This window comes from Flavobacterium sp. N2270 (genome assembly GCF_025947225.1).
Taxonomy (GTDB): domain Bacteria; phylum Bacteroidota; class Bacteroidia; order Flavobacteriales; family Flavobacteriaceae; genus Flavobacterium.
In genome coordinates this window covers 1958957-1985523 of sequence record NZ_CP110005.1, presented here as the reverse complement: position 1 = coordinate 1985523, position 26567 = coordinate 1958957, and the positions used below count along the sequence as shown (strand labels likewise).

Genomic DNA, 26567 nt, shown 5'->3' with positions numbered 1-26567 from the left:
CTTTTAATTATACCTTTTCGGTAACGACTTCTAGTTTATTTCTATAATAATTATACATTTCTAATTGTGCTCTATATGGTTTTTCATCGCCATTTCTTCGGTATTCGTTTTTTAAATTTTCAGAATGAATTCTAGCTTTAACATTTGCTTTCCAACTTATATTAAAAATTTCAATTAATTCTTGTTTAATATCTTCATCATAAATTGGACAAGTAACTTCAACACGGGCATCTAAATTACGTGTCATAAAGTCAGCAGAAGAAATGTAAACATCTGGATTTCCATCATTTCCAAAAATATAAATACGAGAATGTTCTAAGTAATTATCTACAATACTAATTGCTTCAATATTTTCGCTCATTCCTTTAACTCCTGGGATAATACAACAAATTCCTCTTATTACAAGTTGAATTTTTACTCCTGCATTACTTGCTTCATATAATCTGTCAATTAATTTAAAATCAGAAAGACTATTCATTTTTAAACCAATATAAGCTTCTTTACCTGATTTTGCATTTAAAATTTCTCTTTCAATAAGTTTGTTAAACTTAATTCTTGTATAATGTGGAGAAACAAATAAATGTTTATATCGATGTACTTTGTAATTAATTTCGAAAAATTCAAAAACTTTAGCTGTGTCTTTTAATATTTCTTGATTAGCTGTAAATAAGGTAACATCGGTATAAATTTTTGCAGAATTTTCATTGAAATTTCCTGTAGAAATAAATCCATAACGTTTTACTTTGGCTTCTTCAACTCTTTCAATTACACATATTTTACTATGTACTTTTAATCCTTTTACACCAAAAATCAATTCAATTCCTTCCGTTTGCATTTGCTCAGAATAAGAAATGTTATTTGCTTCGTCAAAACGAGCTTGTAATTCAATTTGTACGGTTACTTTCTTTCCATTTTTAGCAGCGTTAATTAGTGAACTTACAATTTGTGAATTCTTAGCTAATCGGTATAAAGTTATTTTTATGGAAACTACATTTGGATCAATTGCTGCTTCTCTTAAAAACTTAATTAAATATGAAAAAGATTGATAAGGTGTTGAAAGTAAATAATCTTTCTTTTTTATTTTTTCTAATAAACTTCCGTCTAAATCAAAACCTGGAACGGGTAACGGAACATTTCTTTTATATAGCAAATCATATCTTCCAAGATTTGGAAAATTCATATAATCTCTTCTATTGTGGTATCTTCCACCAGGAATTATACTATCTGAACTATTAATGTGCATTCTATGTAAGAAAAAATCTAACGTATCTTGATCAATAGCTTGGTCGTAAACAAAACGAACGGGTTCTCCTACTCTACGTTCTTTAACACTGTCAGATATTTTTTCAATAAAACTTTTACTTAAATCACTATCAAACTCTAATTGAGCATCTCTAGTAATTTTTATCATGTGCGCTGAAATACTTGTATAGTTGAAAACGTTAAATATAGAATGTAAGTTTAAACGAATAACATCATCTAATAAAATTATATGTTGATGTTCATCTTTAGAAGGTAAAACTACAAACCTATTTATTGATGTAGGAATTTCAACAACCGCGTACCTAACCTCATTTTGTTTTCCAAAAGAATTTATCTTTAGCTTTATTGCTAAATAACCTGATGTATCTTTTAAAAGAGGAAAAGTATCTAAATCATTTAACATTATTGTTACTAATGCAGGACTAACCACTTGAGTAAAATAGTCTTTAATAAAAGCTTCTTGCTCTTTGGAAATTTCATTTTCATTAATTATGAAAATATTTTCTTTTTCTAATTTTTGCTCAATTTCACCAAGAATACGTAAACTTTCAGATTGATGCTCAATTACAATTTCTGTAATTTTTTTTAGTAATTTTTCTGCACTAATCCCTTTTAATACTTTTTCGGTATCTATATTTTCAAAGTTCATTCTACGAATAGCAGCATAACGTACTCTAAAAAATTCGTCAAGATTATTTGAAAAAATTCCTAAAAACGAAGTCTATCCAAAAGTGGTACCGAAGAATCTCCTGCTTCTTGTAATACTCTAGCGTTAAATGTTAGCCAACTTTTTTCTCTATCTATGTATTTGTTTGGATTTGTATTGTTCATGTTTATAATGACTTGGAAAAATAAATCTATTTACTTTACCTTTTTCTAGTTCATTCCAATCATTTGTATCAAAATGCATAAATACTACACCTGATGTTGGAACATTTTCTATAAAAGTATCCCCAAATTTATTAACAAAATTTGTAATAGCTTCATTATGTCCAAAAAGAATTAGATTATCATACGTATTTTTACATTTTTTTATGAATTCTTCTAACTTTTTCACTTCAAAAGTGTAAAGTTCTTCTTCAATTTGAATATTTTCATATGAAATTAAAAGATTTTGAGAAAAAATCATAGCTGTTTCTTTTGCTCTTTTTGCATTACTACTCCAAATAATAAAAGACTTAGGTAATAAATCGTGTAATTTAGATGAAATTAAATGAGCATCATGAATTCCTCTTTTTGATAATGGTCTATCAATATCATTTAAAGGTAAATCCCAACTTGATTTAGAATGACGAACAATAATTAAGTTTTTCATAACAAAATATTTTAATTACTTTAAAGAAAGTTATTTTTTTTTACATAAAAAATTAATTTTTAACATAATTACTGTTATTTCATAGATATTTAACTACTGTTTATCGAAATAGGTATAAATACGTATTTGTAACTATCATCATTTTAGTAATTTAGCAAAAGATTTAAACAATTAATCATAATTAAGTAAAACCTAATTTACTTATTATTAATGAAAAAATTTATTTGTTTATAATTATGATTTAACCCCCAAATCAAAAAAAAGTTTTTCTCCCCAAAACTAACATTTTACAACTTACTGCTTTTTAAAAAAAAATTAATTATTTTAAAAAAGTGGATGTTATGAAACCAAAAAAAACATTTAAAAAAGAAGGCAATTTCAAAAGAAAAATGATTTTGAAACTTACTTTTTTTATCATTCTATTTAATGTTACTATATCGTATAGTCAATCTAATCAATGTAATGCAACTTTAAATGTAGAAAAGGATAGAAATGTAAGAAGCGCTCCACAAAACGGGACTTATTACTCGATGATTTTAACAAACAATGGTTCGGTAACAAATACATTTACTTTAAACTCAAATATTATTAACAACTCATGTCAAAACCCAGACAATAGTAACACTTCACAAAATGTAATTGTAACCTCTACATTTTTAGATAAAAAACTTAACCCAATAAGTGTAATATCAGTTCCACCAGGACAAAAAGTTAAGTTTTTTGTTCATATCACTGTCCCAAATGGAACAAATACTAATAAATGGTGTTGTACGAAAATAAATGCTGTTTCTAATATATGCCCTGCGTATGAAGTAAATACTATTTTACAAACTCTCATAATTAAATCAACCGAAGATTAATCATAATATATCAAATTGTTATAACAGACAAACTGTCTAAAATAATTTAAAGATGAAAAAATATTTACTCTTATCAACCCCTAAATTACTTAGTATCAAAAAATATTTTGTTATACTATTTATTTTCGCAAATTTTATTGGTTTTACACAAACAATTACACCAACAAAAACAGTTACAGTAAACCCAAATTCATGCAGCTTAATTGATGTGGAATTAATGATTCAAGGGGCAAATCCAATTAACAGACCGTTGGAAGTTATGTTAGTTATTGATGTTTCAGGAAGTATGGGATATAATATACAAGGAGATACAAATACTCCAATAGATTATGCAAAAGACGCTGCCACAGATTTTATAAATAATATTTTCTTGACTGCAAATAATCCAACAGGGTTAAATAAAGTTGGAATTGTTAGTTTTGGAACTACAGCTACTCTTAGACAAGGACTTACTCTTGCTTCTGGCAAAAACGGATTGTTATCTATTATAAATGGATTAAATGCTAATGGATCAACTAATAATCAAGACGGTATTGTAAAAGCTGATGCAGAGTTAACAGCAAATGGAACATTTAATTGCGTCACTGCAAGAAGTATCGTACTCTTAACAGATGGAGTTACAAACCGAACTGGGCCAACTGGCTCATCATGTTCTTCTGGAACTGGAGGATCTTGTGTTCAAAGTACAATTACTGCAGCAAATAATGCAAAAACAACCACTGTATCTGGTACAGTATATAATAATCAAATATTCGCAATTGGGTTATTTGGTGCAATTTCAGGTTCAGATCAAAACACTGCAGAATATACTTTAAACAATGTCCAATCTGGTGGTGCTTTTTTTACAGAAAGTGCAGCTAATTTAACTGGAATTTACACTCAAATATTTACTCAACTATCTTGGGTTGCAGCTCAAATTACAGGAACTCCATTTACTACTGAAACAATTAGTAATGATTTTACATTAGTTCCTGGCTCTATTTCAATTTCTAAAGGAACTTATAGTTTAGCGGGTAACGTAATTTCATGGAATATTGATTTTTTAAATGTAGAAACAATAATCTTAAGGTATCAACTGACAGCTAATGCAAATATTTGTGGAAGTCAAATAGTTAGTTCAACAAGATTAGATTACAAAAATTCTACATGTACAAATTCTTCACAAAATGTAATAACTCCTCCTTACTGTGTTCCATGTCCACCAATTATCACTAAAGGTAGTATAGCTTCATGTTATTCTTCTGTTTCTAGCGCTGAAGCAGCAGCAATTACTGCGACTACAGCTACAAATAATTGCTCACAATCATTAACTAAAACTGCTTCTACTTCTGGAACCTGTAATGCAGTAATAACAGTAACAGTTACAAATAGTTGTGGAAGCAGTAATTCTGTTACATATAATACAAAAATAGACAATACTGCACCTGTTATTGCAGCACTTCCGGCAACTTCAACTATCAATTGTCCGGCTACTCCTGTATTCGCTGTAGCAACTGCAACTGATAATTGTGGTGCTGACTTTACTCTAACTTATAATGATGTTACAACTAACGGAGATTGTGCTGGATCATATTCAATCACTAGAACGTGGACTGCGACAGATGCATGTGGAAACTTCTCTACAGCTTCGCAAACCATAAACGTGCAAGATAATACCGCACCAGTTATTGCAGCACTTCCGGCTACTTCAACTATCAATTGTCCGGCTACTCCTGTATTCGCTGTAGCAACTGCAACTGATAATTGTGGTGCTGACTTTACTCTAACTTATAATGATGTTACAACCAACGGAGATTGTGCTGGATCATATTCAATCACTAGAACGTGGACTGCGACAGATGCATGTGGAAACTTCTCTACAGCTTCGCAAACCATAAACGTGCAAGATAATACCGCACCAGTTATTGCAGCACTTCCGGCTACTTCAACTATCAATTGTCCGGCTACTCCTGTATTCGCTGTAGCAACTGCAACTGATAATTGTGGTGCTGACTTTACTCTAACTTATAATGATGTTACAACCAACGGAGATTGTGCTGGATCATATTCAATCACTAGAACGTGGACTGCGACAGATGCATGTGGAAACTTCTCTACAGCTTCGCAAACCATAAACGTGCAAGATAATACCGCACCAGTTATTGCAGCACTTCCGGCTACTTCAACTATCAATTGTCCGGCTACTCCTGTATTCGCTGTAGCAACTGCAACTGATAATTGTGGTGCTGACTTTACTCTAACTTATAATGATGTTACAACTAACGGAGATTGTGCTGGATCATATTCAATCACTAGAACGTGGACTGCGACAGATGCATGTGGAAATTTCTCTACAGCTTCGCAAACCATAAACGTGCAAGATAATACTGCACCTGTTATTGCAGCACTTCCGGCTACTTCAACTATCAATTGTCCGGCTACTCCTGTATTCGCTGTAGCAACTGCAACTGATAATTGTGGTGCTGACTTTACTCTAACTTATAATGATGTTACAACCAACGGAGATTGTGCTGGATCATATTCAATCACTAGAACGTGGACTGCGACAGATGCATGTGGAAATTTCTCTACAGCTTCGCAAACCATAAACGTGCAAGATAATACTGCACCAGTTATTGCAGCACTTCCGGCTACTTCAACTATCAATTGTCCGGCTACTCCTGTATTCGCTGTAGCAACTGCAACTGATAATTGTGGTGCTGACTTTACTCTAACTTATAATGATGTTACAACTAACGGAGATTGTGCTGGATCATATTCAATCACTAGAACGTGGACTGCGACAGATGCATGTGGAAACTTCTCTACAGCTTCGCAAACCATAAACGTGCAAGATAATACTGCACCTGTTATTGCAGCACTTCCGGCTACTTCAACTATCAATTGTCCGGCTACTCCTGTATTCGCTGTAGCAACTGCAACTGATAATTGTGGTGCTGACTTTACTCTAACTTATAATGATGTTACAACCAACGGAGATTGTGCTGGATCATATTCAATCACTAGAACGTGGACTGCGACAGATGCATGTGGAAATTTCTCTACAGCTTCGCAAACCATAAACGTGCAAGATAATACTGCACCAGTTATTGCAGCACTTCCGGCTACTTCAACTATCAATTGTCCGGCTACTCCTGTATTCGCTGTAGCAACTGCAACTGATAATTGTGGTGCTGACTTTACTCTAACTTATAATGATGTTACAACTAACGGAGATTGTGCTGGATCATATTCAATCACTAGAACGTGGACTGCGACAGATGCATGTGGAAACTTCTCTACAGCTTCGCAAACCATAAACGTGCAAGATAATACTGCACCTGTTATTGCAGCACTTCCGGCTACTTCAACTATCAATTGTCCGGCTACTCCTGTATTCGCTGTAGCAACTGCAACTGATAATTGTGGTGCTGACTTTACTCTAACTTATAATGATGTTACAACCAACGGAGATTGTGCTGGATCATATTCAATCACTAGAACGTGGACTGCGACAGATGCATGTGGAAATTTCTCTACAGCTTCGCAAACCATAAACGTGCAAGATAATACTGCACCAGTTATTGCAGCACTTCCGGCTACTTCAACTATCAATTGTCCGGCTACTCCTGTATTCGCTGTAGCAACTGCAACTGATAATTGTGGTGCTGACTTTACTCTAACTTATAATGATGTTACAACTAACGGAGATTGTGCTGGATCATATTCAATCACTAGAACGTGGACTGCGACAGATGCATGTGGAAATTTCTCTACAGCTTCGCAAACCATAAACGTGCAAGATAATACTGCACCTGTTATTGCAGCACTTCCGGCTACTTCAACTATCAATTGTCCGGCTACTCCTGTATTCGCTGTAGCAACTGCAACTGATAATTGTGGTGCTGACTTTACTCTAACTTATAATGATGTTACAACTAACGGAGATTGTGCTGGATCATATTCAATCACTAGAACGTGGACTGCGACAGATGCATGTGGAAACTTCTCTACAGCTTCGCAAACCATAAACGTGCAAGATAATACTGCACCAGCTATTGCAGCACTTCCGGCTACTTCAACTATCAATTGTCCGGCTACTCCTGTATTCGCTGTAGCAACTGCAACTGATAATTGTGGTGCTGACTTTACTCTAACTTATAATGATGTTACAACTAACGGAGATTGTGCTGGATCATATTCAATCACTAGAACGTGGACTGCGACAGATGCATGTGGAAACTTCTCTACAGCTTCGCAAACCATAAACGTGCAAGATAATACTGCACCTGTTATTGCAGCACTTCCGGCAACTTCAACTATCAATTGTCCGGCTACTCCTGTATTCGCTGTAGCAACTGCAACTGATAATTGTGGTGCTGACTTTACTCTAACTTATAATGATGTTACAACTAACGGAGATTGTGCTGGATCATATTCAATCACTAGAACGTGGACTGCGACAGATGCATGTGGAAATTTCTCTACAGCTTCGCAAACCATAAACGTGCAAGATAATACTGCACCTGTTATTGCAGCACTTCCGGCTACTTCAACTATCAATTGTCCGGCTACTCCTGTATTCGCTGTAGCAACTGCAACTGATAATTGTGGTGCTGACTTTACTCTAACTTATAATGATGTTACAACCAACGGAGATTGTGCTGGATCATATTCAATCACTAGAACGTGGACTGCGACAGATGCATGTGGAAATTTCTCTACAGCTTCGCAAACCATAAACGTGCAAGATAATACTGCACCTGTTATTGCAGCACTTCCGGCTACTTCAACTATCAATTGTCCGGCTACTCCTGTATTCGCTGTAGCAACTGCAACTGATAATTGTGGTGCTGACTTTACTCTAACTTATAATGATGTTACAACTAACGGAGATTGTGCTGGATCATATTCAATCACTAGAACGTGGACTGCGACAGATGCATGTGGAAACTTCTCTACAGCTTCGCAAACCATAAACGTGCAAGATAATACTGCACCAGCTATTGCAGCACTTCCGGCTACTTCAACTATCAATTGTCCGGCTACTCCTGTATTCGCTGTAGCAACTGCAACTGATAATTGTGGTGCTGACTTTACTCTAACTTATAATGATGTTACAACTAACGGAGATTGTGCTGGATCATATTCAATCACTAGAACGTGGACTGCGACAGATGCATGTGGAAACTTCTCTACAGCTTCGCAAACCATAAACGTGCAAGATAATACTGCACCTGTTATTGCAGCACTTCCGGCAACTTCAACTATCAATTGTCCGGCTACTCCTGTATTCGCTGTAGCAACTGCAACTGATAATTGTGGTGCTGACTTTACTCTAACTTATAATGATGTTACAACTAACGGAGATTGTGCTGGATCATATTCAATCACTAGAACGTGGACTGCGACAGATGCATGTGGAAATTTCTCTACAGCTTCGCAAACCATAAACGTGCAAGATAATACTGCACCTGTTATTGCAGCACTTCCGGCTACTTCAACTATCAATTGTCCGGCTACTCCTGTATTCGCTGTAGCAACTGCAACTGATAATTGTGGTGCTGACTTTACTCTAACTTATAATGATGTTACAACCAACGGAGATTGTGCTGGATCATATTCAATCACTAGAACGTGGACTGCGACAGATGCATGTGGAAATTTCTCTACAGCTTCGCAAACCATAAACGTGCAAGATAATACTGCACCAGTTATTGCAGCACTTCCGGCTACTTCAACTATCAATTGTCCGGCTACTCCTGTATTCGCTGTAGCAACTGCAACTGATAATTGTGGTGCTGACTTTACTCTAACTTATAATGATGTTACAACTAACGGAGATTGTGCTGGATCATATTCAATCACTAGAACGTGGACTGCGACAGATGCATGTGGAAACTTCTCTACAGCTTCGCAAACCATAAACGTGCAAGATAATACTGCACCTGTTATTGCAGCACTTCCGGCTACTTCAACTATCAATTGTCCGGCTACTCCTGTATTCGCTGTAGCAACTGCAACTGATAATTGTGGTGCTGACTTTACTCTAACTTATAATGATGTTACAACCAACGGAGATTGTGCTGGATCATATTCAATCACTAGAACGTGGACTGCGACAGATGCATGTGGAAATTTCTCTACAGCTTCGCAAACCATAAACGTGCAAGATAATACTGCACCAGTTATTGCAGCACTTCCGGCTACTTCAACTATCAATTGTCCGGCTACTCCTGTATTCGCTGTAGCAACTGCAACTGATAATTGTGGTGCTGACTTTACTCTAACTTATAATGATGTTACAACTAACGGAGATTGTGCTGGATCATATTCAATCACTAGAACGTGGACTGCGACAGATGCATGTGGAAACTTCTCTACAGCTTCGCAAACCATAAACGTGCAAGATTTAACAGAACCAATATTTATATCAGAATTACCAGATGATATTTCTGTTTCTTGTGATGATATTCCAAGTCCTGAAGTAGTTGAAGCTAGTGATAATTGTGATTCAGAAGTTGATATCATAATAAATGATGTTATAAATATTGAGGAAGGAAATTGTGCTGGCAATTATACAATATTAAGAACATGGACAATAACTGACGACTGTGGGAATAACAATAGTTATACACAAACTATTACAGTATACGACAATACAGCTCCTACGATTATAACCCCAATTGATGAAGAGTTAAATGTTAATTGTTCAAGTGTACCTGAAATACCTAATTTAGAATTTATTGATAACTGTTCAGGCGTAGCAAATGTAAGTTTTACTGAAGAAACTACAACCATTTCAATTTATGAATATGTAATTGTAAGAGAGTGGTTTGTAAGTGATAATTGTGGAAATTCTGATATATTTACACAAACAATAAACGTAAATGTAGAAGAACCATTTGATGCAATACCATATGCTATTTGTACTCAAGATGAACCTATAAATTTATTTACTATATTAGGTAACTCAATTCCTACAAATGGAGAATGGGTTGATTTGAGTCAGACTGGTGGATTAAATAATAATATTTTTAATCCTTCAAATATCCCTGTTGGTTATTATACATTACAATATATTGTAACAACTGAAAATAATGATTGTCCAATGATATTTGAAGTTTATTTGAATATTAACGATGATTGTATAGTTTTGCCAGCATGTGATATAACCATTTACAACGCAGTGTCACCAAATAATGATGGATTAAACGATTTCTTCTTCATAGATGGAATAGATTGTTATCCAAATAATACTGTTGAAATTTATAATAAATGGGGAATATTAATTTATGAAACTAAAGGTTATGACAATAATGTAAGAGCATTTAGAGGCCGTTCAGAAGGAAGATCAACTTTAAACAAAAATGAAGGAGTACCAGATGGAACATATTATTACATTTTAAAATATGTAGATGAGGAAAATAAATCGCATGATAAAGCTGGATATTTATATGTTAGTAAATAAATGCTATTCCATTAAAAATTATCAATTAAAATATTAGCACATGAAAACAAAAATCATATTTATAGCTTTACTTATATCGCAAATGTTGTGCTTTTCTCAACAAGATTCACAATATACTCAGTATATGTATAATACGGTAAATGTAAATCCAGCATATGCTGGTTCTAGAGAAACACTAAGCGTTTTCTTATTACATCGAAATCAATGGGTTGGATTAGACGGAGCACCGGTAACCAATAATGTTTCATTAAACACGCCTATAGGAGATTCAAATTTTGGACTAGGATTTTCAATTGTTAATGATAAAATTGGTCCAACAACTGAAAATCAAATCTCAGCTGATCTAGCTTATTTTATTCAAATGTCTGAAAATTATAAATTATCATTCGGTCTTAAAGGAACGGCAAACATATTCAATTTAGATGTTAACAAATTGAATATATATGATCAAAATGATCCTCAATTTCAAAATTTAGATAGTGAATTTACACCAAACGTTGGTGCTGGAATTTATTTGTTTTCAGATAACACCTATTTTGGGGTATCCGTACCTAATCTATTCGAAACAAAGCATTTTGATGACAATGAAGTAGCAATTACAAGGGAAAAAATGCATTATTATGTAATTGGAGGTCACGTATTTGATATTAGTCCAAATTTAAAATTTAAACCTGCTTTCTTAACTAAAATAGTGGAAGGTGCTCCATTACAAGCAGATATTACTGCAAATTTTTTAATAAACGATAAATTAACTCTTGGTGCAGCATATAGATGGAGTGCTGCGGTAAGCGGATTAGTAGGCTTTCAAATATCAGACTCTTGGTTCATAGGATATGGATATGATATGGAAACAACAAAATTATCGAATTACAACTCTGGTTCTCATGAAATCTTTTTGAGATATGAATTTTTAAATAAAAGTAGAATTTCTTCACCTAGATTCTTTTAATTCAAAAAAATTATGAAAACAATATACTCAATATTATTGATTGGTTTGATGTTTACTGGATTTGCTCAAACATCAAAACTTAATTCAGCAGATAAAAAATATGAAAAATATTCATACATAGATGCAATTGAAATTTATGAAAAAGTAGCTGAAAAAGGACATAAATCGACCGATTTATTTAAGAAATTAGGAAACTCTTACTATTTTAATGGCGAATTAGATAAATCTGCAAAATGGTACAAAGAATTATTTGCATTAAATGAGACCGTTGAACCTGAGTATTATTTTAGATACGCACAATCTTTAAAGTCAATAGAAGATTATGAAAATGCAAATAAATATTTAGATTTATTTAATAAAAACACTACTGATTCAAGAGGAAAAGAATTTGCTAAAAACAAAAATTATTTAGCAACTATTGAAGAAAACTCAGGTAAATATACTCTCAAAAAAACTGATATAAATTCTGAATATATGGACTATGGTGTTAGCTATTTTGGAAATAAAATTGTTTTTACCTCATCAAGAACTGAAGGAGCTATATATAGCAAAGTTCATGATTGGACAAATCAAAATTACACCGATTTATATGTTTCAACATTAGATGAGAACAATAAAATTGGTACACCTGAAAATTTTTCAAAAACTATTAATACAAAATATAATGAATCGTCTCCTGTTTTTACAAAAGATGGTAAAACCATGTATTTTACACGAAATAATTATTTAAAGAAAAAAGGTAAGGATGACGATAAAACAACATGGATTAAAATTTACAAAGCTACGTTTTCTGATAATGAATGGGGAAATATAATAGAATTACCTTTTAATAATGATAATTATAGTGTAGGACATCCAAGTTTAAGTACTGATGAAAAAACATTATATTTTTCTTCAGATATGCCTGGTGGTTATGGTGGTGCAGATATTTACAAAGTAAGTATAAACGGAAATAACTCATACGGAAATCCTGAAAATTTAGGCCCTATAATTAATACTGAAGGAAGAGAAAGTTTTCCATTTATTTCTCATGATAATATTTTATATTTTGCTTCAGATGGACATTTAGGTTTAGGCGGACTTGATGTTTTTGAATCTAAAATAATTAATAATAAGTTTACTAAACCCGAGAATTTAGCAAAACCTATTAACAGTCCTAAAGATGATTTTAGTTTTATTATTAACAATAATAATTCAGGTTTTTTATCCTCAAATAGAGATGGAGGGATTGGTTTTGATGACATTTATACTTTTACAGTATGTAATCAAAAAATTACTGGATTTATTACTGATTTAGATACTAAAGAATTATTACCAAATTCTAAAGTAACTTTATTTGACGAAGATATGAATCAGTTAGAAGAAACAACTTCAGATGAAAATGCAAATTATTCATTTAACATCGATTGTAATAAAAAATATTATGTAAGAGCTATTAAAGAAGAATATGACGCAGCGGAAAAATCGTTCCCACCTCAACAAGAAAGCGGTATAACCGAATTAAATATTGAGTTAGAAAGAAACGTATTCCCAATTGAAGAAGGAACAGATTTGGCTAAAATATTTAATATTAGTATTATATATTTTGACTTAGATAAATGGGATATAAGACCAAGTGCTGAAAAAGATTTACAAAAAATAATTGAGGTAATGAAAGAATATCCTAATATTCATATCTCAATTAGATCTCATACAGATAGTAGACAAACCCATAAATACAATGAGTTATTATCTGACAGAAGAGCTAAATCAACAATGGAATATATAATTCAAAATGGAATTGACCGTAAACGCTTAACATCTAAAGGTTATGGAGAAACACAATTAATCAATAAATGCGCTGATGGCGTTAAATGTTCTGAAGCTGAACATCAACAAAACAGAAGAAGTGAATTTATTGTTGTAAAAATGAATTAAACAACTGTTCATACTTATTAAAACGCCTCTAGTAAATAATAGAGGCGTTTTTTATATAATTATCCTAACCAACCTTCTCTATCTAAACTTCTATACTGAATAGCTTCTGCTATATGATGTGACATAACAGTATGGCTTGCTTCTAAATCGGCAATTGTACGAGCAACTTTTAAAATTCTATCATAAGCCCTAGCAGATAAATTCAATCGCTCCATAGCTGTTTTTAATAATTGTAAAGAAGTTTCGTCAAGTTCACAAAATTCTCGAATTTGCTTTGAACCCATTTGGGCGTTATAATGAATATTTTCAAACGATTCAAATCGGATTGATTGCAATTGTCTTGCTTTTGAAACGCGTTCTCTAATTATAACACTACTTTCAGCTTTTCTTGTTTCTGTAAGTTTTTCAAAAGGAACCGGAGTAACTTCAATATGAATATCAATTCTGTCTAATAAAGGACCAGAAATCTTACTTAAATACCGTTGCATTTCCATAGGTGAAGATGAAACTGGAGCATTCGGATCATTAAAATATCCACCTGGACTTGGATTCATACTGGCAACTAACATAAATGAAGATGGATAAGTAATCGTAAATTTTGCTCTTGCAATCGTAACTTCCCTATCTTCTAAAGGTTGACGCATTACTTCTAAAACTTCTCGTTTAAATTCTGGCAATTCATCTAAAAATAAAACACCATTATGCGCTAACGAAATTTCGCCAGGTTGAGGATAACTCCCTCCTCCTACAAGTGAAACAGAACTTGCGGTATGATGTGGACTTCGAAATGGTCGTTGAGCCATTAAACCTCCTTCTTTTGTTTTACCTGCAACTGAATGAATTTTGGTTGTTTCCAAAGCTTCTTTCATTGTCATTGGTGGCAAAATACTTGGCAAACGCTTGGCTAACATCGTTTTTCCCGAACCAGGCGGACCAATTAAAATTATATTATGCCCACCAGCAGCAGCAATTTCCATGCAACGTTTAATGCTTTCTTGTCCTTTCACATCCGCAAAATCATGTTCTGGAAATTCTAACGTTTTATTAAATTCCTCTGAAGAATCAATTATGGTTGGTTCTAGGTTTCCTCTACCTTCAAAAAAATCAATTACTTGTAAAACGTTTTCAATTCCATATACATCAATTCCTTCCACAATTGCAGCTTCTTTTACATTTTGAATAGGTAACATTATTCCTTTAAATCCTTCCTCTTTTGCCTTAATAGCAATAGATAAAGCGCCTTTAATAGGTTGTAAACTTCCATCTAAAGATAATTCGCCCATTATAATATAATTAGCGACATCTTCCGCTTTAATTTGTCCAGAAGCTACTAAAATTCCTATAGCTAAAGTTAAATCATAAGCAGAGCCTTCTTTACGCAAATCGGCAGGAGCCATATTTATCGTGATTTTTTTTCCAGGAAGATTATAATTGTTATTTTTAAGAGCAGCAGCAATTCGGTAACTACTTTCTTTAATTGCGGAATCTGGTAATCCTACCAAGTGGTAGCCTATTCCTTTGTCGATATTTACTTCTACAGTAATAGTCGTGGCTTCAACGCCAAAAACGGCGCTTCCAAATACTTTAATTAACATGGCGTATACTTTTAAAATTGGCTTATATAGGTACAAATGTAAAAAATTATTTTAATTATAAAATAGAAAATTTAAAATCTTAACTAAAAGAGAATCAAAGCATAACACCTCAATTGGGCTTTCCAAATCATTTTTTGTACCTTTGCCCTCGTTATTTGATTTCATATAATCGTTTATCTAACCATTATATATAAGATTTTTGAATTAAAATCTTTCATTCTAATCATTCGATTTGTAGTTCGCTACGTCATGCTTTGGAAAAATTCCATGTCAGTCAAAAAAATATTTAAAACAATAAAATGCACACCATAGATTATATAATCTTTGTGGTTTACATGTTAGCAATGCTAGGTGTAGGCTTTTATTTTTACAAAAAAAACACTTCCTCCGAAGATTTTTACGTTAGTGGACGAAACATGAGCAGTTGGCACATTGGTTTATCCGTTGTGGCAACAGATGTTGGTGGTGGTTTTTCAATTGGTTTAGGTGGATTAGGTTTCACTATGGGAATTTCAGGTTCATGGATGTTGTTTACGGGTTTAATTGGTGCTTGGTTAAGTGCTGTATTTTTAATTCCTAAAGTAAGTAAATTAGGTCATCAACATAAATTTTTCACCTTTCCTCAAATTTTCAATCATTTTTATAACGGAAAAGTAGCTTTATTGGCCGGAGTTATTTCTGCTATTGGTTACATTGGATTTACTAGTTCACAAGTTTTAGCTGGAGCCAAATTAGCTTCTGCAACAATTGATGGATTAGATTTGCAATGGGCTTTAGTAGTTATGGGAGCAATTGCAGTTATTTATACGGCTGTTGGTGGTTTAAAGGCGGTTATTTATACGGATACCATTCAATGGATAATTTTAATTGCTGGTTTGGTTTTTATTGGAATACCGATTGCTTATAACGCAGTTGGTGGTTATGATGTCATCAAAGCAACGTTAGCTCCTGAATATTTATCCTTAACTAATGTTTCTTGGCACCAACTTTTAAATTGGTCTGTTACTATAATTCCAATTTGGTTTATCGGAATGACTTTATACCAACGAATTTACGCTTGTAAAGACGAAAAGGAAGCCAAAAAAGCTTGGTTTATTGCTGGTTTATTTGAATGGCCAATAATGGCTTTTATGGGAGTAATTCTTGGAATGTTAGCCAAAGTAGCTGCTACACAAGGAATGTTTGAAGGAATTACCAATGCCTCAACAATGGATAGTGAAATGGGATTGCCTATTTTATTAAGTACTATTCTTCCCGTTGGTTTAATGGGATTAATGCTTTCTTCATATTTTTCTGCAATTTTATCTACTGCTGATAGTTGTCTAATGGCTGCTTCTGGAAATATTGTTACAGATATTATTTCTAAGTTCTATAAAAAAGAATTAACACAGAAAAAATTATTACGTTTATCTCAGATTGTAACACTTTCAGTAGGTGTATTTGCTATATTGTTAGCTTCACAAATGCAAAACGTTTTAGAGCTCATGCTTTACTCCTACGCTTTTATGGTTTCTGGATTATTTGTACCTGTTTTAGGAGCTTTATTCTGGAAAAAAAGCAATCCAATTGCTGCTTTTTGGAGTATGTTACTTGGTGGTTCAACAACGATTGGACTTATTCTTTCAAATAATAAATTACCCTTTAATATAAATTTACCTGAACATTTAGATGCAAATATATTCGGAATTAGCGTATCTTTAATCACGTTCATACTATTATCAAATTATCATTATAAAAAAAATAACAATGGAATTCAAAATCATTAATCCAGCTACTGGAGAAGACAAAACATATTCACATCAAACTATTGCAAATTTTCTATTCACACACTTGGAAGAATATGGAGATAAAGTAGAAGATATTTTAAAATGCATTGATTATGCTATGAATCCTGCTAAAGGAGGAAATATAATCGTTGGTTTAGATAATGAAAAAATTGTGGGTGTAGTAATTTTAAACAACACTGGAATGAAAGACTTTATTCCAGAAAATATTTTAGTTTACATTGCAGTAGATAATAGTCAACGTGGAAAAGGTTTTGGTAAAAAATTAATGCAAAAAGCAATTGATACTGCCAAAGGAAATATTGCTTTACACGTAGAGCCAAATAATCCTGCTAAAGGTTTGTATGAAAGTTTAGGTTTTACCAATAAATATTTGGAAATGCGTTTAACGAAATAAAATATTTTGGAAGAACTTATTCAATTAAGACAAGAATTACATAAACATCCTGAAGTTTCGGGAAATGAATTTAAAACTGCTCAAAGAATTTTAGATTTTCTTGCGAAATACAAACCCAATCAAGTGACTACTAATCTTGGCGGAAATGGTATTTTGGCTATTTACAAAGGAAAAAAAGACGGAAAAACAATCTTATTTCGATGTGAATTAGATGCTTTACCTATTCAAGAAATCAATGAGTTTGATTATAAGTCAATTTACGAAGGAATTTCTCATAAATGTGGTCATGATGGTCATATGGCTATTTTGTGTGGAATGGCAAAAACATTGCATGAAAATCCTTTAGAAAAAGGAACAGTAATGCTTTTGTTTCAACCTGCAGAAGAAGACGGAAATGGTGCCAAAAGAGTTTTAAATGACTCCAATTTTGATGCTATAAAACCTGATTTTGCGTTTGCTTTACACAATCTCCCTGGATTTAAGAAACATCAAATAATTGTAAAAGAAAACACGTTTACTTGTGCTGTTAACAGTATGATTATTCATTTAAACGGAAAAACTTCTCACGCAGGTGAACCTGAAAACGGAATTAATCCTTCATTGGCTATAGCCGAAATTATTCAGGTTTTTAATTCCAAAATCAATACTGACGTTTCTTCTAAAAAGTATTGTCTCATCACTCCTATTCATATTAATATGGGCGAAAAAGCTTATGGTGTTTCTGCTGGTTATGGTGAAGTTCATTTTACAGTTAGAAGCAATAGTAATGCTCAAATGAGAATTATAGAATCAAATTTGGAAGAAAATGTAAACAAAATTGCCACTAAATTTAATTTGAGAACAAAAATCAATTGGACAGAAAGCTTTCAAGCGAATGAAAATAATAGTGAAGCTGTAAATTTCATTAGAAAATCGGCTTCAAATCTTAATTTGAATATTCTAGAAAAAGAGCTTCCTTTTACTTTTGGTGAAGATTTTGGGTTATTTACTCAAAATTTTAAAGGAGCTATGTTAGGATTAGGTTCTGGAGAAAACACACCTTCATTACACAATCCTGATTATGATTTTCCAGATGAAATTATTAAAACAGGTTCTACTCTATTTTATCAAATTACAAAAGAAATTTTACATGCATAAAAATTCGGTTATAGAAATTAATCCGTCAGCTCACAAAGAAAACATTGACTTCCTAAGAAAGACTTTTGGCAAAAAAGTCATTTTATCTTCTGTTGTAAAAGGAAATGCATACGGCCATGGATTAAAAGAATTTGCCGAAATGGCTTATTCTAATGGAATTACGCATTTTTCTGTTTTTGATGTGGAAGAAGCTAAAATTATATTTGATACTTTAGAAAAAAAAGTTACCATTTTAATTATGGGTTTTGTTGCCGATGATGATTTAGATTGGGTAATAGAAAACCAAATTGAGTTTTTTGTTTTTGAACGTTATCGATTAGCAAAAGCTACAAAAATTGCTAAAAAATTAAAGAAAAAAGCAATTATTCATATTGAGGTTGAAACTGGTATGAATAGAACTGGATTTGATTTAAAAAACATTTCAAAAGTGGCTCAATATTTAATTAAAGAAAAAGAATATTTACATTTTAAGGGGCTTTGCACGCATTATGCTGGAGCAGAAAGTATTGCCAATTATTATAGAGTTACCAAACAAATAGAAATATTTAACAAAGCAGAAGAAATATTTAAATCTTTAGGAATTAAGCCCGAAATTAAGCATTCTGCGTGTTCTGCGGCTTCGATGATGTTTCCAGAAACTAGAATGGATTTAGTTAGAATCGGAATCATTCAATATGGTTTTTGGCCAAGTACAGAAGTCTTAGTCAGCTATTTAAATTCTAAAAAAAAGAAAATAGATCCTCTACAGCGCGTTATCAGTTGGAAAAGTGAAATAATGAGTGTTAAGCGAGTAAAATCTGGGGAATTTATTGGTTACGGAACCAGTTATATGGCTAAAGATAATATGAAAATTGCTACGATTCCTCTTGGATATTCACACGGATATAGTCGTTCTTTAAGCAACCAAGGAAGAGTTTTAATCAACGGAAAACGTTGTGGAGTTATTGGAACTATTAATATGAATATGCTAACAATTGATGTTACAGAAATTGATAATGTAAAAAAAGGAGATGAAGTTGTGTTAATAGGAAACCAAGAAAGCTTATCTTTATCAGTAGCATCGTTTAGTGATTTAAGTAATATGCTCAACTATGAATTATTAACTCGAATTTCGAAAACTATTCCACGAAAAATTATAAAATAATGGCATTTTTAAAATTATACCGACAAAAATTAAAAGAGAACTACACTTTTCTTGATACGCTCTTTAAAGAACGAAATATTGAATGGGGAGTTGTTACAAAATTATTGTGTGGGAATACGATTTACCTAAAAGAAATCATAGAATTAGGAGTAACTGAAATGCACGATTCGAGAATTAGTAATCTGAAAAAGATAAAAAAACTAAATCCGAATATTAAAACAGTATATATAAAACCACCTTCTAAAAGAAATATTTCAAAAATTGTACAATATGCCGATGTAAGTTTTAATACAGAAATTTATACGATTCAAATGCTTTCAGAAGAAGCAAAACTTCAAAATAAAACTCACGGAATCATTATTATGATAGAAATGGGCGATTTACGTGAAGGTGTTTTAGGTGAAGAATTACTTAATTTTTATGAACAAGTTTTTAGTTTACCAAATATTGAAATAAGAGGAATTGGAACCAACTTAAACTGTTTAAGCGGTGTAATGCCAACTCAAGATAAACTAATTCAATTAAGTTTATACAAACAATTAATTGAAGCAAAATTCAATGTAAAAATACCATGGGTTTCAGGAGGAACTTCAGTTGCCATTCCTTTAATGTTAAAAAATGCTCGCCCATTAGCAGTAAATCATTTTAGAATAGGTGAAGCTTTATTTTTTGCCAAAGATTTATTTACAGGTGAAACGATTGAAGGAATGCATAATGATGTGTTTAAATTATATGCTGAAATTATAGAAATAACTGAAAAACCAAACAATCCTACAGGTGAATTAGGTGAAAATGTAGCGGGTCATACTTATGAAATTGATAAAAATACCGATTTAAGTGAAACATCATTAAGGGCCATTTTAGATTTTGGTTTATTAGATATGCAACCTCAATATTTAACACCAACGGATAATTCAATTACAATTATTGATTCTAGTTCAGACATGACCGTAATTGATATTAGTAATTCTGAAAAGAAATATCAAGTGGGTGATTTAGTTTCGTTCGACCTTCAGTATATGGGAGCTTTGTATCTATTAAATTCAGATTATATTGAAAAAAGAGTGGAATAATATTTTTTATTTTAGAGGCATAACAGTTGTTTTCACATCAAAAACTCTCCTGCTTTCTACTATATCTTTTTTGTTTTAAAAGAAAACAAAAAAGGATGCCGTTGCAATCAGGGCTATAATTCACAAGTAATTTTCATAATAACTAATAAACCAAAAAGCTTTTTTAAAGACTTAGTAAACAGAATAAAGACAATTTTAATTTACTTTTTGTTAAATTTATTTGTCAATATGTAAAATAAACTTTACATTTGAAAAATAAATTTAAAACCATTTTTATGAAAACACATTTTCTTTTTCCAAACAAGTTTAAAACTTTCGGTTGGATTTTATTTGTTCCAAGTCTAATTTTAATAATTTCAAGTTCTGTTTTTAATTTATCATTAGATGATTATTTAACAATAAAAGTTTTTGCAATTTATCAGGAAACAATTGGTGAAGTTCCAGGTTTCTTTACTATAATTACCAATAGCATTTCAGATGAATTGTTAACTTTTGGAATGATTCTAGGTGCAATTTTTATTGGATTCTCTAAACTTAAAGAGGAAGATGAAATGATATCGAAAATTAGATATGAAAGTTTAGTTTGGGCAACCTATTTTAATTATGGTTTAATACTATTTTTTACATTATTTATATACGGAATGCCCTATTTGAATGTGTTATTTTATAATATGTTTACGTTATTAATATTCTTCATCATTCGATTTCAATACAAAATTTATAAACTAAATAAAACCAATCAAGATGACGAATAATTTAAAAGTATTACGAGCCATCAAAAATATTTCACAAGAAGAATTGGCTAAACAAATAGAAGTCAGCAGACAAACCATAAACGCTATGGAAAAAGGAAAATATGTTCCTTCTACTCTATTAGCTTTAAAATTAGCACGATATTTTGAAAAACCAGTTGAAGAAATATTTTCTTTAGAAGAAACAGATTAAAAAAAATCCCAATCAAATTAATGATTGGGATTTTTATTTATAAATATTATTTCTTTTTAAAAGCTGCTAAACCTTCATTTAACCAAGCTTTATATTCTTCAACATCTGGTGTATAACCCACTTGTTTTGTTAAATCTTTTCCTTCATCATCTAGAATAATATAATAAGGTTGTGCATTATTTTTGTAACGTGTAATTTGATAATCGCTCCATTTATTTCCAACAGTTACAATTTCTTTTCCTGTTGCTGGAGAAACATATTGCTCTGCTTTTGGTAATTCTTCTTTTGAGTCAACATATAATGAAATTAAAACAAACTCTTCTTTCAACATGGGTAAAATTTCTGATGTTGACCAAACAAAATCTTCCATTTTTCTACAGTTTACACAAGCATATCCTGTAAAGTCTAATAATATTGGTTTTCCAATTTCTTTCGCGTAAGCTAAACCTTTTTCGTAATCATGAAAAGCAACAATTCCGTGTGGTCCTTTGTGTGCGTGTTCTGGTAAAGCAGAAATTTCTCCTACATTTCCTTCAAACTTATAACCTACTCCATTTGGACTTTCACTATAAGTCATTGGTGGTGGAAACCCTGAAATTAATTTTAAAGGTGCTCCCCAAAGTCCAGGGATTAAATATAAAGTGAACATAGAAACTAGAATTGCCATATATAATCTTCCTACAGATAAATGTGTAATTGGACTATCGTGTGGTAACATCAATTTTCCGAACAAATATAAAGCCCAAGCTCCAAAAATCACAATCCATATAATTAAGAATAATTCTCTTTCTAAATAATGACCTTGCACAACTAAATCTGCATTGGATAAAAATTTAAAAGCCAAAGCTAACTCTAAAAATCCAAGTGAAACTTTAACCGTATTTAACCATCCTCCCGATTTTGGTAATGAATTCATCCAACCTGGGAACATTGCAAATAACATAAATGGTAAAGCTAACGCTAAAGAAAAACCAACCATTCCAACAATTGGTGCAATTCCTCCTTTTGAAGCTGCTTCAACTAATAACGTTCCAACAATAGGTCCAGTACACGAAAAAGATACAATTGCCAGGGCTAAAGCCATGAATAAAATTCCAACAAGGCCACCTCTATCAGCTTGTTTGTCGACTTTATTGGCCCATGAATTTGGTAATACAATTTCAAATGCTCCTAAGAATGAAGTAGCGAAAAACACTAATAGACCAAAGAATATTACATTAAACCAAACGTTAGTTGATAACGCATTTAAAGCATCAGCACCAAAAATTCCAGTTACTAATGAACCTAATAAAACATAGATTAAGATAATTGAAATTCCGTATAAAATTGCATTACGTTTTCCTTCAGCTTTAGTTTTACTTTGTTTAGTAAAAAAACTAACTGTCATTGGAATCATTGGAAATACACAAGGAGTTAACAAAGCTGCAAAACCACCAAAAAAAGCTAAAAAGAAAATAGTCCATAGTCCTTTTTGTTCTTCTTCCTTTGGTTCAGCAGTAGAAGTTACTTTAGCAGTTGCATTAGCTATTTTTTCAACTTTAGTTTCAGTAGTTGTTAAAACCGTATCATTTGAACTAGTTTCTAAAGAAATAATTTCATTATTTGGTTCTTCATTTGCAATTTCTTCAACTTTTTCTGTTGCTTTTATTGCTGGTAATTTAAAGGTAAACGTTTTATCTTGTTGAATACATTGTTCTTTACAAACTTGGTACTCTACATACACTTTTACTTCCTTTAAAGAAGTATTTGTTACCTTAATTATTTGTTTAAATTGTGCTTTTTTTGCAAAATAATATTCCTCTACTTCGAATATATCGTTAAACGATTTTTTATATGCACTTTCATTTGTTTTACCAACAAGAGCATAATTCCCTTTTTTATTTTTATATTCAAAAATCATAGGTAAAGAACCTCCTTCTGGTGTAAATTGTGAATACATGTGCCATTCTGGTTCAATTACAGCATCCATAACCAACTCAAATTCTGTATCTGATTTTTGAACAACTTTAGTAGTCCATTTTACTGGATCTAATATTTGAGTATTTCCTACAAAGGAAAATAAAAGGACAAAAAGGGCTATTAATTTTTTCATTTTATATTTCTATCTTTAAAATATTAATCGTTTTATCGTTTGCTAAAAATCGTTCGTCGTCACGTTTACCAATTATCCAAACTATATCATTATTTGAAGTAAGCAACCATTGTTTTTCTTTATCTATTAACGAATATTTTTCGTCTTTAAAATACTTACTCAACTTCTTCTTTCCTTTCATTCGAGAAGGATAAAAGAAATCACCTTCATGCCATTTTCTAATAACTAAAGGAAACTGAATCTTATCTTCATCTACAAATATAGTATTGTTAGATGTATTAGAAGTGTTATCTACCTTACTTACCTTAATATTTAAGGGAACTTTAAGAGTTTTTTGGTTTTTATTAAGGAAATATTCTTGATTTTCGCTCTTCTCTTTTTTTGAAAAAAGAATCAATTTATTTCTATCTTTTAAAATAATGTGTGTTTCTGAAAAAACTTGTTTACCCGATTGAGCATTTACTAGATTATAAATATCTTCCCAAGAAGTAAAATCATATTTTTTTAACCATTGAAACAAATATCCTTTGTAATTTTCATATTCTAATAACTTAGGTAAATCAATTTCAATAACATCATTGTTTGAATTGACTATTTTTTGATAGACTTCATTTGAAACTTCAGCAAGTAAATTATTAGCTTGTTTTAAATGATTTAAAGTGTTTTGAAATGAATGCATGAAACTTGGATTCAACTCTTTCAAAACAGGAACAACATCGTGTCGTAATTTATTTCGCAAATATTTGTTAGAAGCATTACTTGAATCTTCTCTCCATTTGATATGGTTTTCTTTCGCAAAAGTTTCAATTTGTTCTCTAGAAAATTGTAACAAAGGACGAATTATTTTATCATTTTGAAATGGAATTCCGGTTAAACCTTCTAAACCAGTTCCACGAGTTAGATTAATTAAAAACGTCTCAATTTCGTCATCCAAATGATGAGCCGTTAAAACATAATCTAATTTTTTATCGGTTAAAAGTTCAGAAAACCAATCATAACGTAATTTTCGAGCCGCTAATTGAATGGAAAGTTTATGATCTAATGCGTATTGATTTGTATCAAATTTTTGAATATAGTAAGGAATTTCTAATGCTTCACAAGTTGCTTTTACGAATGCTTCATCGGCATCACTTTCGGTATCACGCAAACTAAAGTTGCAATGTGCAACAGTAATATCCAATTTTAATTTATGAAATAAAGACAATAAAACCATACTATCAATTCCTCCGCTTGTTGCCAACAGTAATTTCTTTCCTTTTAAATGGGGAAAATTGATATTAATATGATTTTGTAATTTTTGTAGCATTTTCAAAAGTAAAATAATTATTTAGATTGCAGCACTTCAAACATCGCTTTAGCTTTCAACAAACATTCATCATATTCCATTTCTGGGTTTGATAATGATGTAATAGCACTTCCAACAGAAAATGATAAATATTGATTCTTTTCATTATATAAAATACTACGAATTACTACATTGAAATCGAAATCACCTTCTGGTGTAAAATAACCTACAGCTCCACTATATAGACCTCTTTTGGTTTCTTCTAGTTTTTCGATGATTTTCATTGCCGAAATCTTTGGTGCTCCTGTCATGCTTCCCATTGGAAAAGTGCTTCGCAAAATTTCAATTGGTGCTGTTGTAAAATCTACTTCAGAAACCACTGTAGAAATCATTTGATGAACCTGCTTAAAAGTATATAAACCGCAAAGCTCTTCTACTTTTACACTTCCTTTAGTTGCTGTTTGTGATAAATCATTTCGAACTAAATCTACAATCATAATGTTTTCTGAACGTTCTTTTTCATTCAAACCAAGTTCTTCTTTCAGTTTTTCATCTTCAATTGCATTTAAACTTCTTTTTGCAGTTCCTTTTATAGGTTGAGAAATCACTTTTGCGCTTTCTTTGCGCAAATAACGTTCTGGCGAAGCCGATAGCAAATACTGCTTATCATTTTTAAAATAAACAGCAAATGGTGGTTCTGAAATATTATTTAATTTAATGTACGTTTCTAATGGATTAATTTGTGTTTTGTTTGCAAAAAATTCCATGCAAAAATTAGCTTCATAAATATCACCTTTATGAATATGTTCTAACATTTTTGAAACTTTAGAAATATAGTTTTCTTTAGAAATACGTTGTTCTATTTTGATTTCTTGCAAAGTTGAAAAAGGTGAAAATTCTATTGAAGTAATCTCTTCAAAATCTTCATCAACCTCATCATCAACCATATTTAAGTATTGAATTTCTAATTGGTTTCCTTTTAAAAGAAATAGTTTTTTGGGCTGAAAAAAATATAAATCTGGAAATTCTAAACTATCAGAATTTTGAGATTTTAAATCTTCTATATCGTTTTTTAAATCATATGATAAATAGCCAAACAGCCAATCTTTTGCATTCGATTGATATTGCTTTAAATCTTCAAAAGCATTTATATAATCGGTTTTAATAGATGTAAAAGCATCTACAGCAACAATTAAATCATAGTTAGAATAATCTTGTTTGTAATTATTTGAATCTAAAAAAACAACTTCTCTAAATTGGTTAGACCAATGGAGAAGTTGTTTTTTAAATTTTTCTGTTGTATGAATATGCTTAATTATAGATGTTCTCAAAGAATTATAATTTTGAAATTCAAAAATACA

Annotated in this window: 16 protein-coding genes and 1 pseudogene; 11 read left to right on the top strand and 6 right to left on the bottom strand. The window is 31.6% G+C overall.

The features are described from left to right. Positions 1 to 7: 7 nt before the first annotated feature. A pseudogene (gene ppk1 / locus OLM55_RS09210) lies at positions 8 to 2094 on the bottom strand (polyphosphate kinase 1). Then, a complete protein-coding gene (locus OLM55_RS09205) occupies positions 2060 to 2578 on the bottom strand; it encodes a SixA phosphatase family protein (RefSeq protein WP_264558611.1) in 519 nt (172 codons plus the stop codon). Before OLM55_RS09205 ends, ppk1 begins: the two are co-directional and overlap by 35 nt. Positions 2579 to 2919: 341 nt before the next feature. Between OLM55_RS09205 and OLM55_RS09200 the strand changes: the two genes are divergently transcribed. The 4 genes from OLM55_RS09200 to OLM55_RS09185 are packed head-to-tail and all read left to right on the top strand — an operon-like array spanning position 2920 to position 13754. Next, positions 2920 to 3438 (top strand): hypothetical protein, encoded by a 519-nt coding sequence (locus tag OLM55_RS09200; RefSeq protein ID WP_264558610.1) that lies wholly within the window; start codon positions 2920 to 2922, stop codon positions 3436 to 3438. Positions 3439 to 3490: 52 nt separating this feature from the next. Next, positions 3491 to 10888, top strand: coding sequence for a gliding motility-associated C-terminal domain-containing protein (locus OLM55_RS09195; RefSeq protein ID WP_264558609.1), 7398 nt, complete (start codon positions 3491 to 3493; stop codon positions 10886 to 10888). Between the two features lie 40 nt (positions 10889 to 10928). After that, the gene (locus OLM55_RS09190) at positions 10929 to 11837 is read left to right on the top strand and encodes a type IX secretion system membrane protein PorP/SprF (protein WP_264558608.1); all 909 of its coding nucleotides are present in this window, start codon (positions 10929 to 10931) and stop codon (positions 11835 to 11837) included. Between the two features lie 12 nt (positions 11838 to 11849). Beyond that, positions 11850 to 13754, top strand: a complete 1905-nt coding sequence (locus OLM55_RS09185; RefSeq protein ID WP_264558607.1) for an OmpA family protein — start codon at positions 11850 to 11852, stop codon at positions 13752 to 13754. A gap of 59 nt (positions 13755 to 13813) precedes the next feature. On the opposite strand, the gene OLM55_RS09180 is transcribed toward OLM55_RS09185, so the two are convergent. Next, a complete protein-coding gene (locus OLM55_RS09180) occupies positions 13814 to 15349 on the bottom strand; it encodes a YifB family Mg chelatase-like AAA ATPase (protein WP_264558606.1) in 1536 nt (511 codons plus the stop codon). A 299-nt stretch (positions 15350 to 15648) separates the two neighbouring features. Here OLM55_RS09180 and OLM55_RS09175 point away from each other — a divergent pair, with 299 nt between their 5' ends. From OLM55_RS09175 to OLM55_RS09145, 7 genes are all read left to right on the top strand, one after another. Continuing rightward, positions 15649 to 17115, top strand: a complete 1467-nt coding sequence (locus OLM55_RS09175; protein WP_264558605.1) for a sodium:solute symporter family protein — start codon at positions 15649 to 15651, stop codon at positions 17113 to 17115. Beyond that, positions 17096 to 17530, top strand: coding sequence for a GNAT family N-acetyltransferase (locus OLM55_RS09170; protein WP_264558604.1), 435 nt, complete (start codon positions 17096 to 17098; stop codon positions 17528 to 17530). Before OLM55_RS09175 ends, OLM55_RS09170 begins: the two co-directional genes overlap by 20 nt. 6 nt (positions 17531 to 17536) lie before the next feature. Continuing rightward, complete coding sequence (locus tag OLM55_RS09165) at positions 17537 to 18667, top strand: amidohydrolase (protein WP_264558603.1); 1131 nt, start codon at positions 17537 to 17539, stop codon at positions 18665 to 18667. Beyond that, entirely contained in the window at positions 18660 to 19811 is a 1152-nt protein-coding gene (alr, locus tag OLM55_RS09160) for an alanine racemase (protein ID WP_264558602.1), read from the top strand. The genes OLM55_RS09165 and alr overlap by 8 nt, the downstream gene beginning before the upstream one ends. Then, complete coding sequence (locus OLM55_RS09155; protein ID WP_264558601.1) at positions 19811 to 20884, top strand: alanine/ornithine racemase family PLP-dependent enzyme; 1074 nt, start codon at positions 19811 to 19813, stop codon at positions 20882 to 20884. The genes alr and OLM55_RS09155 overlap by 1 nt, the downstream gene beginning before the upstream one ends. Positions 20885 to 21159: 275 nt before the next feature. Continuing rightward, entirely contained in the window at positions 21160 to 21639 is a 480-nt protein-coding gene (locus OLM55_RS09150; RefSeq protein ID WP_264558600.1) for a hypothetical protein, read from the top strand. Continuing rightward, complete coding sequence (locus OLM55_RS09145; protein WP_264558599.1) at positions 21629 to 21829, top strand: helix-turn-helix transcriptional regulator; 201 nt, start codon at positions 21629 to 21631, stop codon at positions 21827 to 21829. The genes OLM55_RS09150 and OLM55_RS09145 overlap by 11 nt, the downstream gene beginning before the upstream one ends. Positions 21830 to 21875: 46 nt before the next feature. Here the strand turns inward: OLM55_RS09145 and OLM55_RS09140 are convergent, their stop codons facing one another. Genes OLM55_RS09140 through OLM55_RS09130 form a run of 3 tightly spaced genes read right to left on the bottom strand, consistent with a single transcriptional unit; the run spans position 21876 to position 26537 of the window. Continuing rightward, entirely contained in the window at positions 21876 to 23921 is a 2046-nt protein-coding gene (locus OLM55_RS09140) for a protein-disulfide reductase DsbD family protein (RefSeq protein ID WP_264558598.1), read from the bottom strand. 1 nt (position 23922) lies between these two features. Beyond that, entirely contained in the window at positions 23923 to 25227 is a 1305-nt protein-coding gene (tilS, locus tag OLM55_RS09135; RefSeq protein ID WP_264558597.1) for a tRNA lysidine(34) synthetase TilS, read from the bottom strand. A gap of 17 nt (positions 25228 to 25244) precedes the next feature. Continuing rightward, positions 25245 to 26537 carry an anthranilate synthase component I family protein gene (locus OLM55_RS09130; RefSeq protein WP_264558596.1) on the bottom strand — a complete coding sequence of 431 codons (1293 nt, stop codon included), beginning with the start codon at positions 26535 to 26537 and terminating at the stop codon, positions 25245 to 25247. Positions 26538 to 26567: the final 30 nt, after the last annotated feature.

Excerpts from the sequence above, each read along its gene's own strand:
- OLM55_RS09205 (WP_264558611.1), bottom strand. The coding sequence starts at position 2,578 with ATGAAAAACTTAATTATTGTTCGTCATTCTAAATCAAGTTGGGATTTA.
- OLM55_RS09200 (WP_264558610.1), top strand. The coding sequence starts at position 2,920 with ATGAAACCAAAAAAAACATTTAAAAAAGAAGGCAATTTCAAAAGAAAA.
- OLM55_RS09195 (WP_264558609.1), top strand. The coding sequence starts at position 3,491 with ATGAAAAAATATTTACTCTTATCAACCCCTAAATTACTTAGTATCAAA.
- OLM55_RS09190 (WP_264558608.1), top strand. The coding sequence starts at position 10,929 with ATGAAAACAAAAATCATATTTATAGCTTTACTTATATCGCAAATGTTG.
- OLM55_RS09185 (WP_264558607.1), top strand. The coding sequence starts at position 11,850 with ATGAAAACAATATACTCAATATTATTGATTGGTTTGATGTTTACTGGA.
- OLM55_RS09180 (WP_264558606.1), bottom strand. The coding sequence starts at position 15,349 with ATGTTAATTAAAGTATTTGGAAGCGCCGTTTTTGGCGTTGAAGCCACG.
- OLM55_RS09175 (WP_264558605.1), top strand. The coding sequence starts at position 15,649 with ATGCACACCATAGATTATATAATCTTTGTGGTTTACATGTTAGCAATG.
- OLM55_RS09170 (WP_264558604.1), top strand. The coding sequence starts at position 17,096 with ATGGAATTCAAAATCATTAATCCAGCTACTGGAGAAGACAAAACATAT.
- alr (WP_264558602.1), top strand. The coding sequence starts at position 18,660 with ATGCATAAAAATTCGGTTATAGAAATTAATCCGTCAGCTCACAAAGAA.
- OLM55_RS09155 (WP_264558601.1), top strand. The coding sequence starts at position 19,811 with ATGGCATTTTTAAAATTATACCGACAAAAATTAAAAGAGAACTACACT.
- OLM55_RS09150 (WP_264558600.1), top strand. The coding sequence starts at position 21,160 with ATGAAAACACATTTTCTTTTTCCAAACAAGTTTAAAACTTTCGGTTGG.
- OLM55_RS09145 (WP_264558599.1), top strand. The coding sequence starts at position 21,629 with ATGACGAATAATTTAAAAGTATTACGAGCCATCAAAAATATTTCACAA.
- OLM55_RS09140 (WP_264558598.1), bottom strand. The coding sequence starts at position 23,921 with ATGAAAAAATTAATAGCCCTTTTTGTCCTTTTATTTTCCTTTGTAGGA.
- tilS (WP_264558597.1), bottom strand. The coding sequence starts at position 25,227 with ATGCTACAAAAATTACAAAATCATATTAATATCAATTTTCCCCATTTA.